Annotated in this window: 14 protein-coding genes; 7 read left to right on the top strand and 7 right to left on the bottom strand. The window is 38.5% G+C overall.

Annotated features, from left to right (window positions below):
• Positions 1–30: 30 nt before the first annotated feature.
• Complete coding sequence (locus tag M1K46_RS02455) at positions 31–561, bottom strand: DUF2179 domain-containing protein (RefSeq protein ID WP_062237578.1); 531 nt, start codon at positions 559–561, stop codon at positions 31–33.
• A gap of 257 nt (positions 562–818) precedes the next feature.
• Here M1K46_RS02455 and M1K46_RS02450 point away from each other — a divergent pair, with 257 nt between their 5' ends.
• Positions 819–1,253, top strand: a complete 435-nt coding sequence (locus tag M1K46_RS02450) for a hypothetical protein (RefSeq protein ID WP_256224732.1) — start codon at positions 819–821, stop codon at positions 1,251–1,253.
• Positions 1,254–1,281: 28 nt separating this feature from the next.
• Here M1K46_RS02450 and cls read toward each other — a convergent pair whose 3' ends face one another.
• Positions 1,282–2,562: a cardiolipin synthase gene (gene cls, locus M1K46_RS02445; protein WP_256224731.1), complete on the bottom strand. Its 1,281-nt coding sequence runs from the start codon at positions 2,560–2,562 to the stop codon at positions 1,282–1,284.
• A gap of 86 nt (positions 2,563–2,648) precedes the next feature.
• Here cls and M1K46_RS02440 point away from each other — a divergent pair, with 86 nt between their 5' ends.
• Complete coding sequence (locus M1K46_RS02440) at positions 2,649–3,149, top strand: VanZ family protein (RefSeq protein ID WP_256224730.1); 501 nt, start codon at positions 2,649–2,651, stop codon at positions 3,147–3,149.
• Between the two features lie 84 nt (positions 3,150–3,233).
• Positions 3,234–3,371 carry a DUF3789 domain-containing protein gene (locus tag M1K46_RS02435; protein ID WP_256224729.1) on the top strand — a complete coding sequence of 46 codons (138 nt, stop codon included), beginning with the start codon at positions 3,234–3,236 and terminating at the stop codon, positions 3,369–3,371.
• Positions 3,372–3,421: 50 nt separating this feature from the next.
• On the opposite strand, the gene M1K46_RS02430 is transcribed toward M1K46_RS02435, so the two are convergent.
• Positions 3,422–3,856 (bottom strand): hypothetical protein, encoded by a 435-nt coding sequence (locus tag M1K46_RS02430; RefSeq protein ID WP_256224728.1) that lies wholly within the window; start codon positions 3,854–3,856, stop codon positions 3,422–3,424.
• A 79-nt stretch (positions 3,857–3,935) separates the two neighbouring features.
• A complete protein-coding gene (locus tag M1K46_RS02425; RefSeq protein ID WP_256224727.1) occupies positions 3,936–4,646 on the bottom strand; it encodes a L,D-transpeptidase family protein in 711 nt (236 codons plus the stop codon).
• Between the two features lie 287 nt (positions 4,647–4,933).
• Here M1K46_RS02425 and M1K46_RS02420 point away from each other — a divergent pair, with 287 nt between their 5' ends.
• From M1K46_RS02420 to M1K46_RS02410, 3 genes are all read left to right on the top strand, one after another.
• Positions 4,934–6,541, top strand: a complete 1,608-nt coding sequence (locus tag M1K46_RS02420; RefSeq protein WP_256224726.1) for a M14 family metallopeptidase — start codon at positions 4,934–4,936, stop codon at positions 6,539–6,541.
• 460 nt (positions 6,542–7,001) lie between these two features.
• Complete coding sequence (locus M1K46_RS02415; protein ID WP_256224725.1) at positions 7,002–10,304, top strand: hypothetical protein; 3,303 nt, start codon at positions 7,002–7,004, stop codon at positions 10,302–10,304.
• A 275-nt stretch (positions 10,305–10,579) separates the two neighbouring features.
• Positions 10,580–10,996 (top strand): hypothetical protein, encoded by a 417-nt coding sequence (locus M1K46_RS02410; RefSeq protein ID WP_256224724.1) that lies wholly within the window; start codon positions 10,580–10,582, stop codon positions 10,994–10,996.
• Positions 10,997–11,277: 281 nt separating this feature from the next.
• On the opposite strand, the gene M1K46_RS02405 is transcribed toward M1K46_RS02410, so the two are convergent.
• Positions 11,278–11,952 carry a hypothetical protein gene (locus tag M1K46_RS02405; protein ID WP_256224723.1) on the bottom strand — a complete coding sequence of 225 codons (675 nt, stop codon included), beginning with the start codon at positions 11,950–11,952 and terminating at the stop codon, positions 11,278–11,280.
• A gap of 443 nt (positions 11,953–12,395) precedes the next feature.
• Here M1K46_RS02405 and M1K46_RS02400 point away from each other — a divergent pair, with 443 nt between their 5' ends.
• On the top strand, positions 12,396–13,544 hold the full coding sequence (locus M1K46_RS02400) for a hypothetical protein (RefSeq protein ID WP_256224722.1): 1,149 nt from the start codon (positions 12,396–12,398) through the stop codon (positions 13,542–13,544).
• A 277-nt stretch (positions 13,545–13,821) separates the two neighbouring features.
• Here the strand turns inward: M1K46_RS02400 and M1K46_RS02395 are convergent, their stop codons facing one another.
• Together M1K46_RS02395 and M1K46_RS02390 are read right to left on the bottom strand one after the other, a co-directional pair.
• The gene (locus M1K46_RS02395) at positions 13,822–14,160 is read right to left on the bottom strand and encodes a DUF1801 domain-containing protein (RefSeq protein WP_256224721.1); all 339 of its coding nucleotides are present in this window, start codon (positions 14,158–14,160) and stop codon (positions 13,822–13,824) included.
• Positions 14,161–14,204: 44 nt separating this feature from the next.
• Positions 14,205–14,567: a VOC family protein gene (locus tag M1K46_RS02390; RefSeq protein WP_256224720.1), complete on the bottom strand. Its 363-nt coding sequence runs from the start codon at positions 14,565–14,567 to the stop codon at positions 14,205–14,207.
• Between the last annotated feature and the right edge of the window lie 155 nt (positions 14,568–14,722).

The raw sequence follows: 14,722 nt of genomic DNA, 5'->3' as shown, positions 1-14,722 counted from the left end.
AAATTTGCGGGTGCCTGGCACCTTTTCAATTTATTTTGCATGTTTATCTTTCTTCATGCTCTTTGTAAGATAGCCGCCTTTGAAGCTTCGGATCTCGAATGATACGAGGAAGGCTTTTGGGGCGATCTCGTCAATGATGCGCAGGAGTTCTTTTTCACGGCTTCTCTTCGCCAGTACGTCCAGACGAAACCGGGCATTTTCTTCACGCCCTTCGCCTTGATACACCGTTACGCCGAATCCTTCTTCGCGAAGGCGGTTCACCAGTTTTTCTGACCGATCCAGCAGGTTGATCTGGTGGGTCACGTAGCCGATGGCCAATTTATTCTCAAGCACTCCGCCCAGCAGGAGTCCTACTCCAAATCCGAGAGCGTAGGCGACAATGTTCCAAATGTTCGACATATCCTGAAACACGATCCCGAGGGACAAGACGTTGATGGCTGCTTCAACCACCCCGATGACACTCGCTTTTCGTGTTTCGCCTTTAACAAGCAAGATGGTACGGACGGTCACAATCGGAAGTAGAGATAGCTGCATCAGGAAAATAATGAGGGGTTGCCACATGTGAGTTGGACCTCCTTGAACGTAGTTCTGTTATTCGTGACAGTGTAACACAGCATGGTTATTTTTTCTTGTTGCTGTGTTCCTATTTCTTTTCTAGCAAAATTGTCACACACTGTCGCATTATGTTTTTCCTTAAATAGGAGCAGTGAAACACGATATGTGAAAGTAAGCGCTTTCGAAAGTTATTTTTTTTAGAGAGGGAAAAAGCTAAGATACAAAGAATTAATATTTAACTATGAAAGATCAGGAGGCTTTTATTGAAAAAACCACTCATTATTTATACTAGTATTGCGTGCTTTATTACTGTCATATCCTTTGGAATTTATCATCAATCTCATATTCAAATATGGGATCAGAGTTTTACTAAAAATGATATAAAAGACATTATTTTTTATTCCAATGACAGAACATATAAAATATCTAAACCTAAAGAGGTGTTAACGATTGCTAAAGAACTATCAAAAATGGTAAGGGAGTCAAAAGTGAGCGGTGATCCTCTGCTAATTCATGCTAAACCAAAATACGATAAAATTCTCATCCAAATAGACAACCTTAAAACCTATGGCGGTTCACTGTCTATTGAAGGTGACAGAGTAATACAAAACGCAAGTGGATCCTATTGGTCTATGAATGATAAGGAATTAAGCCGTGCATTAAATGCAGCTATAAAGCATGCGGAAGTTTTGAACTAAAAACAGACGGCCTATTTCACCGTCTATTCTATAAGAACCGGGAGAGCAGGTTGGCAACTTGTTCCCTTCCTTTTTGAAGCAGAGGTCTCTTTTGGTAGCTTTCATAGGTAAGAAGTTCGGAACGCCGGATGTCCTCTTCAATCGATTCTTTTACCATGTTTATAAAAGAAGGGGTATAGAAGAACCCGTTCATTTCATCATTTAAATAGAAGCTTCTCTTGTTAAAGTTCCCTGAACCGATATTACACAGCTCATCATCCACGACAATGACCTTGGAATGGTAGAACCCTTGGTAGAAGCGATAAATCTTGCAGCCATGCGGCAAAAGCAGGCCATAGTACCTGAAAGCAGCTTCCTTTACGAGCGGGTAATCGGCCTGAAACGGCACTAGGATTTTAACATCTACTCCTCTTTTTATAGCATTAATGAGCTCATCGGTCAGTTCCTTTCCAGGAATAAAATAAGGGGTGCAGATATACAGCTCCTTTTTTGCATGTTTCACAAGGGCAAGGAAGATATCCTGCAAATGTGCTCCTCCGTTTGTGCTTTCAAAATGATGCTCGATTCCACCAGCTACCTTGACGTTCTCCTGCGGCAGATAGGTTTGCTTCTCTTGTGTGGCAACGTTCCAATCTCTGTAAAACTGATTCCGCAGGTCATCCACACTTTTCCCCTGAACCTTCAGATGGTAATCCCTCCAATAGCCAAGCTTCGGATTGTTTCCGAGATATTCTTCGCCCAAGTTAAATCCGCCGATATAGCCGATCGTCCCATCGATCACACTGATTTTCCGATGGTTGTGGGTAAGGGAGGTGAAAAGCAGGTAAGGAAGACGAGGCTTATTGGAAAAAGCCACTTTCACTCCTTTATCCCGGCAGAGTTTGATCTCTGCTTTCTTCACATTTTTTGAGCCATAATGGTCGAGCAGCAGCCGTACGGTAAGGCCTTCTTTTGCTTTCTGACGCAGGAGACTGAGAAATTCATTGCAGATCTTGTCGTCGCACATGGTATAAAACTGAATCTCCAATGACTTTTTTGCATTCCGAATGTCGTCAAAATAGCGGGTATACAGCTCCCTGCCGTCAATAAAGAGAGTTAGTTTGCCGCTGCGTTTTGGATATTGCTTTACGCCATGCATGTTCAGGTGTTTTTTATATCCGAGGTAATAGCTTAGCCATAGTAAAAATACGATTAGAATGAGAATGAGTACTGTTATGATCAGAGCGTACATCGTAAAGGATAACCTCCATAGGTTTATAATCAAGCCGTTTCCTTCACAGTTTTGCTCAATATAGGCAGATTCATTCAATCGATGCCTCTAGAAATTGCACGCTTTCCATAGTATATTGGCTTATATATATGTGAACGTAAGACAGGGGAAAGCCAGGTGTACTCATGAAACGCTTTTTATTTTATTGGCTGCCGGTCCTTTTAGCAGCCGGCGGTATTTTTTACTCTTCAGCCACGCCTTATGAAAAACAGGACATGCGGCCGACGCTCTCGCATTATTTGGACCACAAAATGATCGCAAACTTCTTCTCGTCCATCGTGTTTCAATATTCCGGTGAAGAAGTCAGTGTCCAGGCACTGGGCCCGGCTGGATTTGTAGAGTTCCTCATCCGGAAATTGGCTCATTTCTCAGTTTATCTTTTGTTAGCCTTTCTTTTGTTCAGAGTGCTGCGCTTTTATTTTCATAGAGGAAAGACGTTCATCCTGTCGTTTGTCCTGACAGTAGCCTATGCGGCATCTGATGAAATCCACCAGCATTTTACCGCGGGGCGTTCACCGCATGTGGAAGATGTTATGATCGATGCAACCGGTGGATTAGTGGGCATTATGATTGCGGTGCTGATTTACTGGAGGCATTTTAGAAGAAGACCCATAGGTAAAATTTAAACGAGGGTTTAATTTCCTGTTCATTTTGGATGGAATGACGATATATAGAGAAAAGACAACGAAAGAAGTACTGGAGGGTCAATCATGCTGATGTTCATCATAGGCTGTTTCGTCGGATCCATTATGACGGTCTTCATCATGAGTTTGATGTTTATGTCAAAGCGAGCAGATGAAGCGAGTGAGCGGCAGTATCGGGAAAATGAGAATAAAGATAAAGATTAAAATAAGGTGCCAGGCGCCGGTAATCCCGGTGCCTGGCACCTTTTCGTCTATTAACCCTGCTGCTGTCGTTTCTTGATCTCCTTCAGTGCGACCAGCTTTAAGGCTTCCATTTCTTTTGGGGAAAGCTTTTCGTTTAACGTGGCTTCAATCTCCCGGCGCTCTTCGGGTGATACGCCATCCAGCGCTTTGTTCTTCATGTCTTTTAAATCTTTCATACCCACTTTTTTAATGACGGTCTTTAGTGCTTCTTCTTTTGTATGAAACGGCAGGTCCTTCTGTTTGGCTAACGCATCAAGATCCCCGCCGTCCTTAACGTAGTGTTCTACTTCAGGGTCGTCCATTAATTTATCCACATCTTTGCTATCGACAATCTGTGCTGCTACCTGATCCACCAGTTTGTTGGCTCCGAAGTGGACGATTGTATTATAGGCAAAGTAACCGATTGTTCCGATAAGCAGTAAAAACACCACAACCCATTTCATCATCGAAAAAGCCCCCGTGTTTCTTTTTTTAGGTGCCAGGCACCACGATTATCGGTGCCTGGCACCAAATCTAAACCTTCTATTAATACATATCCTTCATTTGCTCTACGGTTCCTTGAATGAACACCGGGTTCTTCGCCGGATCCATCCACTTTAACAGCTTCACGACATTATCTTGAGATACTGCTGTACAGCCGGCTGTCGGTTTATCAGAAGCTCTCCAAACATGGAAGAAGATCGCGCTTCCTTTTCCTTTAACAATTGGATGCGTATTGTACTCGATGACTGCTCCGTAATGATAAAGCGGCTCAAGCTTCATTCTCTCAAAAGATTTCCAACGTGCATTTGGGTCTCCTTTATAAACGATCCATTTGTTGTAATCCTTGGATGTCACATCGTCTACCCAGTAGTCGTACTGATCCGTTTTTGTGTAAGGAAGGTCCACCCCGGAAGGCTTCTTAACGGTTCCAAAACTTCGGCCGATATCATAGATACCTGCAGGAGATTTGCCGTCGCCTTCCTTTTTCTTCGGGCTGATACCGTTTTTCCCGAGAACAGCGGGCATGGAGTATTTCTTCACCCATTTGCCTTTCACGTTCTCATAAGCCGAAATCTTAGCTGTAAATTTGTCTGCCTTGTCCGCTGTTACAAAAACAGCTTGTTTTGCTTTTCTGTCCTTATATACCTTTTTAAGCAAAGCTTTTTGGTGAGAAGGCATGGAAAGCGCATAAGTTGGAGTAAACGCACTTAACACGAACAGCCCAATAACTAGGAAACTCAGAAACTTTTTCATAAATCTTTCCTTTCTACACTGTTTTCCTTCATTATACAATTTATGCTAGGGCATAAAAGCGTTTTAAGGAGATTTGAGAACAAGAACCTAGTCGTAAAACGAGCTTTGTGTACTTCTTACTATAGAGGTGCCAGGCACCGCGATTACACAAGTATGTAACGAAGGTGCCTGGCACCTTTATTTGACAAAAAGATACGTAATTATCCTTATGTTCTGAATTATTCCTTTTCTAGTATAATTAGAGAGTTAGGGAAAAAACAAAAACTCCATAAAACAGGGGGAAAAGGATGAAAAAAACATTATTTGCTCTAGTACTGGCTGTTCTTGTCGGCCTGTCTGGCTTTAGCTTTACGCCATCGGCTTCGGCAGCCAGCTATGTTAACCCGATTCAGACGTATACATACTCCGAAATGACAACGGATATGAAGCAGCTTGCAAAAGCTTATCCGGATCTTGTTCAATACCGTGCACTCGGCAAAACAAAGTATGGCCGAACCGTCTATGCGATTAAGCTGGGAAAAGGGGACGCCACGGTATTCTACAATGCCTCTCACCACGCACGCGAATGGATCACGACGAACATCGCCATGGAAATGGTGGATGCCTACAGTGATGCCTACAAGAAAAATACAACCTACCAAGGCTACAACGTTCGCAATCTCTTAAATGATGTATCCATCTGGATCGTACCGATGGTTAATCCGGACGGTGTCACCCTTCAGCAATCAGGATTAAAAGAGTTTCCGAAATCCGCACACAGCGGCCTCATCAAAATGAACAAAGGAAGCAAAAACTTCAAGCGCTGGAAAGCCAACGCACAGGGTATTGACCTCAACCGCCAGTATCCAGCCGGCTGGTCTCAGATTCCGCGCAGCGAAGCACCAAAGCCTTCCTATCAAATGTACAAAGGAACAAAGCCGCTTGAGGCACCTGAAGTAAAGCTTCTCTATAACTTCACGTCCTATGTTAACCCGGAAGCGACCATCTCTTATCATACATCCGGACGCATTCTTTACTGGCACTACCTAAATAAAAAGGCAAACTACAACCGTGACTACGCGATGGCCAAGGAATTCGCGGCCATGACCAAATATAAGCTCGTTAAAGCGAACAACGATGAAAAAGGTGGAGGCTACAAAGACTGGTTCATTACGCAATTCGGCCGTCCAGGCTTAACACCGGAACTGAGTTATCATGTTGGTGAGACCAACCCGCCTGTTTCCGTTATTAATGAGGAGTGGAACCGAAACCGTAAAGCAGCTCTTTATGTAGCAAATGAAGGAAAGAAGCTGTGGGAGAAGAAGTTTACAAAAACAAACACAACAATTACAACGTTCGCGCCATTTAACCTTTACGACCGTCCAAGTTCCACTTACAAAACGAACACAAAGCTAAAAGCGCAAAAGCTGACGGCAATTGGTACAAAAGGCAGCTATTTTAGAATCAGCACGAAAGATTACGGAAAAAAGTGGATTCTAAAAGATAACTATGTAACAGGCACCGTCACTGATTTTCATACGAAGCCAAAAACATTCCTTGTAAAAGAAGCAACACCGCTTTATTATTCTCCGATTGCATCCAAGAAAACAACAAGCAAACTTTATGCAGGTGAAGTTCAAGCTATTAAATCATATGGCAGCTATTACGCGGTCAAGACGAAGTTCAATTATGACCTCTGGATCAAGAAGGACAGCAATACAGTGGATTTCAATCCGACAGCAGTGAACCAGCAAGTTGAGCTAAAAGCGGATACACCATTGTATTCCCTGCCGATCGAAGCAAAGAAAACGACAACCATCCTTAAGCCGCAAACGGTGAAAGCTTCGAAAAAATGGAGCAACTGGCTCTATGTAGAAGGAACAGAAGGCAAGGGCTGGATACAACAGAATCAATAGTATTAGGACTAAATAAGGACTGCCATTTGGCAGTCCTTATTTCTTTTTTTCGACAAATGGAAAAAAAGAATATTATTTTTTAAGAAAACTATTAATATCTGACAAAAACTGTCGATAATACTTTTGTAGCAAGTAAGGATAAGAAAATAGACTTGTACTTAATGTACTATTAATATTGTAATTTATGTTAATAGGTAGTAAAAAAATAACATTAAGTTTACAAAAAATACTAGCTTTTTATCGTAATTTGTTATATCATATGAAATGTATTACACAGTTGGAAGATTATTCCTATTTTAATATACTAAATACCTAATAGGTGATCTTGTCCGACAAAGGCTTTTGGTTTTAAAAATTAGTTGGAGCTGGCAATAGTTACATAGCTTCCTAGTCCGGAAGGTTTTGCTCTCTGATTAGTTTTTATAAAATAATTGTGATTTAGGAAGGGGAATTTCAGGTAATGGACAAAAAGAAAGCTCTTAAGATCGCGACAGCAACGACTGTTGCAGCAAGTGCATTCGTTTCTGTAGCACCAGCAACATTCGCTGCTTCTACATCTGCAGCAAGCAAGGCAGTAACAAAAGCAGAGGCAGATGCTAAGAAAGTAAAAGATCAATACAATGCAAAGAAACTTGCATTCAAAAAAATCGACACTAAAGCTGCTGTAAGCTCTTATAACAAAGCGGTTGCTGAAGTTAAAAAGCTTAGCAAAGGCAAAACAAAGTCTGCTCTAGAAAGCAAACTTAAAGCAGTTAAAGGCATTCACACTTATGCTGCTAACTACAACAAAGCTCTAGACCTTGGTGCTGCTCTTGCAACAGCTACTAAGAACGTAAACGACGAGCTTAAAAAAGCTTCTTTCGATCTTGCTGGAGCTAAAAAAGATCAAGCTGCTCTTAAAACAGCTACAACTAACTTCTCTAAGCATGTAGTAAAAGGTACTGTATACGGTGAAAGCCCACGTGCACAATTCACTGCTAAATACCTTACTCCAGCTAAAACAGCTGCAACTGCAGTAGACAAAAAAATCAAAGCTGTTGAAGCTGAACTTAGCGACGTTAAAATCGCAACTGCTGATGTAGTAGCTCTTGAGTCTGCTGTAAAAGGCCTTAAAGACGAAGCTACTGTAGCAACTGCAGAAAAACTTCTTACAGCTGCTAAAGCATCTTTTGCTAAAGTTGACACAGCTTCTGTAAAAACTGATCTTTCTAAAAGAATCTCTGCAGCTGAAAAAACACTTGGCGATTTCAAAACTGAGTGGAATGAAGTTAAAACAGCTACAGCTGACGTTGTAAAACTTGAAGAAGCTGTTAAAGCTCTTAAAGATGACGCTACTGTAAAAGCTGCTGAAGACGCTCTTGCAACTGCAAAAGCTTCTTACGCAAAAGTTGACACTGAGACAGTTAAAGCTGATCTTGGAAAACGCATCGAAGACGCTGGAAAAGCAATCGACGCTAAAAAAGCTGAACTTGCAGTTCCTAAAGTTGAGTCTGTAAGTGCGATTGCTGCTAAAAAAGTTGAAGTTAAATTCGCTAAACCAGTTGCTGAAGGTTCAAAAGCTTCATTTACTGTTAAAAAGGGTTCTTCTACTATTGGTGTAGCTAACATTGAATGGAATGAAGACAAAACTGCTGCTAGCTTAGAACTTTCTACAAAATTGTCAGCAGGAAAATATGACATCAGCGTAGCTGGATTAACAGATACAGCATTAACTGCTTCTCTAGAAGCACAAAATGAAAGAGCAGATGAATTAAAACCATTATCTTCTGACCTAGTATCTACAGATGCATCATATAACAAAGACGATATTAATACAGCAGTGGTTGGTTACCAACTTCTTAACCAATATGGAGAAGATATTACTAAAGAGGCTTCTTTAGGAAATGTAACTAATGGATTTGATGTTGTTGCTTCAACTGGTTCAGTTAGCTTTTCTAATGGTGTTTTAACTTGGAATGGTACTGGAACAAATGCAAACGCTGAAGCAAGCAAGGTAGTTCTTACTCTTGTAAATAAAGCTACTTCTAAATCATCTAATGTTACATTGAATCTTGCTCCTAAATCTTCTTTATCTACTTGGGAACTCGGTAATGTATTCCAATTAGATGGTAAATCTCCATCTGAAGATGATACTACTGGATTTAACCTACTACTTTCAGCTAAGGACCAATATGGAATAACCCTTACTGATGATGCTGACTTAGACAGCAAGTTTACTGTTGTTTCTTCAAATCCAAGTGTAGTATCAGTAACAAGCAACATTTTAGATAACATTCAAGTTGATAAGAGTGACTCTTCTAAAGTAGCAACAGGCGTAGCATTAACTATTGCTGGTAAAGGTGAAGCTACAATTACTGTAGTTGAAAACGCTACTGGAAAATCTCTTTCAAAGAAAGTTACTGTAGCTGAAGGCAAAAAAGTAGACGTAGTAAACATCGGAAACCCAGATGGAATTGTAGCTGGTCAAGAAACTATCAAGGTTCCTCTTGATGTTGTTACAAACAAAGGCACTGCTGTAGCTACTGAAGCTGAACTTGAAGCTGGACTTTCTGTAGTAGCTACTCAAAATGGTGACACTGTTACAATTGGTAACTCTGAAGTTAAATTTGAAGATGGTAAAGCATACTTGGAATTCACAACACTTTCTGTTGCATCTGGTGCTACTGAAAATTTAACACTTACTGTTACATCTGCTACTAACAAAGTAACAACAAAAACAATCCAAGTTAAAGCCGATGCTGTTCCAACTACATTAGTCGGACTAAAATCTACTGTAGCTAAGTCAATTTATAATACTGCAACATATGACATTTCTGATTTTGTAGTTGAAGACCAACATGGTCGTACAATGAATACTGATACTTTGTCTGGTTACAAAGTTACAGCTGCAGACTATGATGCTCCATTAACAGGAGCTATTGAAGTTTCTGATGATGCTACTGTTAATACCAATTCTAAAGGGTCTGAACTAGTTAAATTCACTTTGATTGGAACAGGAGCAGATGCTGAACCAATTTCTTCAGTAGATACTACTCTTAAGACCGTTGTTGCTAGTGATTTCGTAAATTATGAAGTAGCACCTGTTGAGACATTGTACTATGATGGAGATGCTAGTGGGGCAACTTACGGAGAAGACTTCGTTGTAAATGGTATTACTGCTTCTGGTGAGAAAGTTAAACTTTCTGAAGGCGATGATTATGAATTAAGCCTTCCAACAGGTGTTGCTTTAGCAGCAGATGGTAAGCTATATGCAACTGCAGCCAATGTAGGTGTGGACGCTGATAATTCAGATAACGCAAAACCTGAAACTGCTGACTTAGATGGAAAAGTAACTTTAAACATCAATGACGCTAAGGAACTTAACTTTAAAGTTAAGGTATCTGCTAAAGCTCCTGAAGTATCTTCACTTAAACTTCAAGATGCTCAAGAAAAAGCAATTGATACTTTAACAATTAGTGGTGGTACTGTTACAGATACAGATATTATTGAAGGAATTGAACCAATTATTGTTGCCGCTGACCAATATGGTGCTTCAGTAGTTGTTGCTACAACAAATACTGCTGGAAATGATATTAAATTAGCTAATGGTGAAGATGTTAACTTTACTTTCCGTGTAGTTTCACGTGAAGACAAAAATAATAACCTTCGAGTAACTGGTAACGGAACAGGAACTCTAAGTGTTGCGGGTCTTGATGATGAAGAATCAATTACTGTAGAAATCAAAACTGGTTCTGTTACAAAGACTGTTAAAATTAACGGATAATTAACTTTCAACGTCACAGGAACTTTCTTAGTTCCTGTGGAGGTTGTAACACCTTGTAATTGTTACGAATGCAAGCCCCTTCCAGCGTGCATAATCACAAGGTGTAAATAAAAAAACAGAGAGTTTCCTCTCTGTTTTTTTTGTTAATTGAATTGATGGAGAAAAAATAATTTGAAGGAGAATTGTAGAAAGAAACTATTCCTGTTAATGAGTTATCCTTTAAACCAAACAATAAATAAGCGAAGGTGCTTGGCACTCCGAAAGTAGGTGCAAAATTGCCGAAAGTTTATATAGTAAACACAAATCAAAGATTTAATAAGCAAAATGAATTAGAAATGAAGAATGAAAAGAAGGTAGCAGCATATTATTCTCCATGGAAGTATTACATAGATGAGATTGAAGCCAACGATATTGTGTTCCTTTATAGTAATGGTAAAGGGATTATTGCTAGAGGAGCTGCTACGGGTATTGTAGAGGCTAAGGATGTAGGTAAGGACATAGAACAAGAACATTACATGCATTTAAATCACTATAATGACCTTGAGAGTCCATTGGCTCCCTCAGAAATTATTCGCATTGCAAAGTCCATTACTGATGACGATTATAATATCAAATGGAATCAGACGATGATTCATGTACCGCACTTCATTGGTTTAAAACTGTGGCAGCATATAACGAAAAATTGCTTGTAATAGCTTGATGAAAGGTCCTGAGGAGAATCTCTTAGGGACCTTTTTTATATTATTAAAAGATAAATCCGACGGAACCATTCCACTCGCGCTATTATAGAAATAAGCCATACTTGGTATTTAATATATAAGATGTAATATTACATACATACGATATAAACACACTGGGGGGTGTTTTACAGGTTATTACGTATTCAATATGACGTAATATGCCTTAATACATATAGCCCCTGTAATACCCAATAAAAAGAGCCCTGGCAGCTAGCTAGCAGGACTCTTATTGCTTATAGATAAAGTAACTTGTTTAAGCGTTCATATTCCTCTTTATTTCTTCGAAAACCAGAAGTAGCTGCTCCTTGTTCCACTCCTATAATTGTATTATCTTCCACATAGATGCTCAGGTTACCATAGCGGTACTTAATAACTCCATTTTCCTCATCACCTTTTATGGCAAGTAAAATATTACGCGTAAGCTTACGTTGTGCGATTGAATTAGAAGTGTTTTTGTTATTAGTTTCCTTTTGATATTGAACAAAGGCTGCGTGGCTAAGGTTATATAAAGAAATCGAAAGGGATAATGGTTCAAAATGTCTCTTCTCACCTCTAGCAACAAAATGAGCGGGGTTATCTTTACTGGGTATACATTCACATTTTATTTTTAGTTGATTTAAAGTCCTGTTTAGCTTTCTTGCTCGGTTCTTAAAGTGTTCACTTTCGCCAGATAGAGAACGTTGTACAAAATCCGAATCAAAAAGGACTATACCGTTTTTTAACTTAAGGTGTATTATTTCTTTCACAAGATATTCTAGTGATAGAAATTCAATTTGGCTCGGACTATGTCGAAAATACTTTGGAGATAACTCAAATCTTTTTGTGTGTACTTCTTCAGTGGTTTTTATGAGTAAGCCTATAAATGGGTATTTATTTAAAATGGAGGCATCTGAATAAGCAATAAACATAGACTCTCCTACTCTTTTTTATATCGTGCAATGCTATAAATTAATCTTACATAGGTAACAGTCATTTGACAAATTTTTCACCTTAATGTATAATTTGGTTAATTAAACATTAAGTAACTAACTAACATTTAAGAACCTAAACATTTATAAGAAAATCAAAACATAATTATACGTGATTGACCAAGTATCAATCTGCGTTTGTTTGGATTTTCAATTTTTGTTTAGGAACGTGTATGTTAGTTTTTTTTATGCTTAAATATTGTATAAAAATATACAACTTAATTTTAATTATGTACAGATTTATACAAAAATTAGTGTTTTTAATTAAAATACTGTCTGAAAATAAACAGCCTCTAGACAGTATAAACATTAGAAAGAAAAACAATAAAAAAATACTATAAACATTAAACATATAGGAGGTTGAAAGAATAGGAGATGAATAAATGGGAGAATATTTTGTACAAATACCCAATAAGATGTTTGCCTTCGGAAGCGAATATTTTGTGACGAATGACGAGCTTCTAGTATATTATCACTTGGCAGTTAATGTCTCAGCAAGAGACACAAAAAAGGTTATTACCAATATAGAACTACTACATTCTATGATTGAATTAGAGAAGAGTAATAAAACTAGGGGTAAGAATAGAATTAGGGTAGCGTTATTAAATCTAAAGAACAAAGGATATATTCAATTTAACTGTTTAGATAGCGCACTCAAAAATACATCGTACCTTGAAGTTCGATTATTTAATACAGATAATTCAATATTCGTTGACAAAGTAAGGTGTAGCAACTGGACGTACTATGGGTTTACTGAAATAACACATGAATTTTATGTTAAAGCTAATAACCCTGAGCAATTTAAGGTCCTAATATATACAAAATGGCGTAGTTTTATTAATAGTGATAAGCCTTCTAATTATAGGATTTCATACGATGAATGGGAATCAATTCTAAATGTTTCCCACCAAACGGCTGTCAAAATTATCAAATCGTGCGTGGAGAATGGATTGATAATAAAAGAAAGGGGACAATACTATTTAGATAGTATTGGTAAGCCTAAGCAACAAACAAATAAATATACCCTCAATAAAGAATCTAATAATGGTAAAGGGAGTGCTTCTTTAGTAGAGGAAGTTAGCGAATCCACTGAAAATCGAAGTCATCAATGGTTTACTAGAAATTCAATCCTAAACGTTAATGATATGTATATATATTTAACAACAGATTGTGAAACACTAAAACAACTAGCTGCTAAAAGAATAGAGGGAATAAGTAAAAGTTCCAATGGAAAACAATCAATGGAAAAGCTAATGAATGAGGCACAAGCTAAAATTAATCGTGATGGGATAGATGCTAAATTAGTACAACTTCAAGAAGAGGAGCAACGGAAAGAAATAATAGAGGAACTGAGTCGTCCACAGTCTAAATACCAGAGTAAAGATACTAGGGACTATAGTTATTTTTTAGACGATAAACCTACAAATCAGAAAGAAGATGAATTTGGGTGGTGTGACGATGAAGACGATGAGACAACAATGATAAACAGTCTTGTCTCACAGAGTTCATCGCAACATAGTTTAAGTATCTAAGAGGGCGATAGCCCTCTTTTTATTTAAAAGCTATGTTAAATAATATTGTTGATAAATGACCATAAAAATAACGACCCGATTTGGGGTCCTTTGTTTTAAATCCATATTGAAGATTAGCCCCCTTTAGTTTAAGTGAAACTTTTCACAAGAAGAGGGAAAAAGTAACTATATACAGTGGTATTACTCTCTCATTTTTCAGTGAAGTCGATAGCTGAATAATTAAAAGCAAGGATGCTTTACACAAATGGTATCCTTGCTTTTGTTTATTCATATGGAATTAGAGTGAACTGGATGCCCGAACTAGCAACTCGGAAAGCAAATCGTAATCTGGCGAATCACCTTCACGAATTTTGAGCCATTTTCGTTCAGTAGGACCCTCAAAACCCACAGGGACATCCAGGTTAGAGGCATTCATAATCATAAAAGCAATTGCATCCTTGGAGGGAGAAATTACCGCCGCGTATTGCCCGTTCTTCAGGAAATGTGGCTTTTTGTATTGAATCCGCTCTTCGACTTCTGGTATCGTTTTATGGACTAGGTGGCGAAGTTGATTACAAACTTCTACCTTCCAGGGTTGATTAAGACTATCGATAAAAGAGGAGACCTCATGGTTCATTGAAGCACACGTCCTTTCACAAATAACTGTCTTCCTAAACTTAATTATTGAGCGTTTTTATCTGGTTGGAATATGCCAAACAAAAGTCCTTCGGGACCCTGACAGTATGCAACAAATCCACGTCCTGGAAGTGCCATTTTTGGATATATCGTTTCTCCGCCATTTTCTTGGACTTTTTCCAACGATTCTTCTAGATTATTTACTTCAATTGTATTAATTACACGTGCTTGACCATCGGGAGAGGGTAAGATTCCACCTGTTACTTCAACGCCTTCTTCATCCGTAGTTATAAAATTGTATCCGTAATCCCCAAACGGCTCTATCTTCCATCCAAAAATATTTTTATAAAATTCAATTGTCTTTTCTGTATTTGATACCTGCATTTCAAAGTGGGCTATACGGTTCATATATGTCCTCCTTTGGAATCATCATAATACAATTACCATTGTAATCAAAATGGAATAAATTTACAATACTATTATCGCATAGCTTTAACAACATTAACGTTTACCCTTAAGTGAAATCAATGCAGAAGCATAGATAATTGAACTCAATAATAAAA

It is taken from the genome of Fictibacillus sp. WQ 8-8, from assembly GCF_024494405.1.
In the GTDB taxonomy this organism is placed as follows: domain Bacteria; phylum Bacillota; class Bacilli; order Bacillales; family Fictibacillaceae; genus Fictibacillus_C; species Fictibacillus_C marinisediminis.
Note: the sequence above shows the minus strand (reverse complement) of the source record. Positions and strands in the feature narration are given on the sequence as shown.

Bases quoted from the DNA above. Each gene is read 5' to 3' on its own strand.
- M1K46_RS02455 (WP_062237578.1), bottom strand. From the start codon at position 561: ATGTGGCAACCCCTCATTATTTTCCTGATGCAGCTATCTCTACTTCCG.
- M1K46_RS02420 (WP_256224726.1), top strand. From the start codon at position 4,934: ATGAAAAAAACATTATTTGCTCTAGTACTGGCTGTTCTTGTCGGCCTG.
- M1K46_RS02390 (WP_256224720.1), bottom strand. From the start codon at position 14,567: ATGAACCGTATAGCCCACTTTGAAATGCAGGTATCAAATACAGAAAAG.
- M1K46_RS02430 (WP_256224728.1), bottom strand. From the start codon at position 3,856: ATGATGAAATGGGTTGTGGTGTTTTTACTGCTTATCGGAACAATCGGT.
- M1K46_RS02425 (WP_256224727.1), bottom strand. From the start codon at position 4,646: ATGAAAAAGTTTCTGAGTTTCCTAGTTATTGGGCTGTTCGTGTTAAGT.
- M1K46_RS02440 (WP_256224730.1), top strand. From the start codon at position 2,649: ATGAAACGCTTTTTATTTTATTGGCTGCCGGTCCTTTTAGCAGCCGGC.
- M1K46_RS02415 (WP_256224725.1), top strand. From the start codon at position 7,002: ATGGACAAAAAGAAAGCTCTTAAGATCGCGACAGCAACGACTGTTGCA.
- M1K46_RS02395 (WP_256224721.1), bottom strand. From the start codon at position 14,160: ATGAACCATGAGGTCTCCTCTTTTATCGATAGTCTTAATCAACCCTGG.
- M1K46_RS02400 (WP_256224722.1), top strand. From the start codon at position 12,396: ATGGGAGAATATTTTGTACAAATACCCAATAAGATGTTTGCCTTCGGA.
- M1K46_RS02435 (WP_256224729.1), top strand. From the start codon at position 3,234: ATGCTGATGTTCATCATAGGCTGTTTCGTCGGATCCATTATGACGGTC.
- M1K46_RS02405 (WP_256224723.1), bottom strand. From the start codon at position 11,952: ATGTTTATTGCTTATTCAGATGCCTCCATTTTAAATAAATACCCATTT.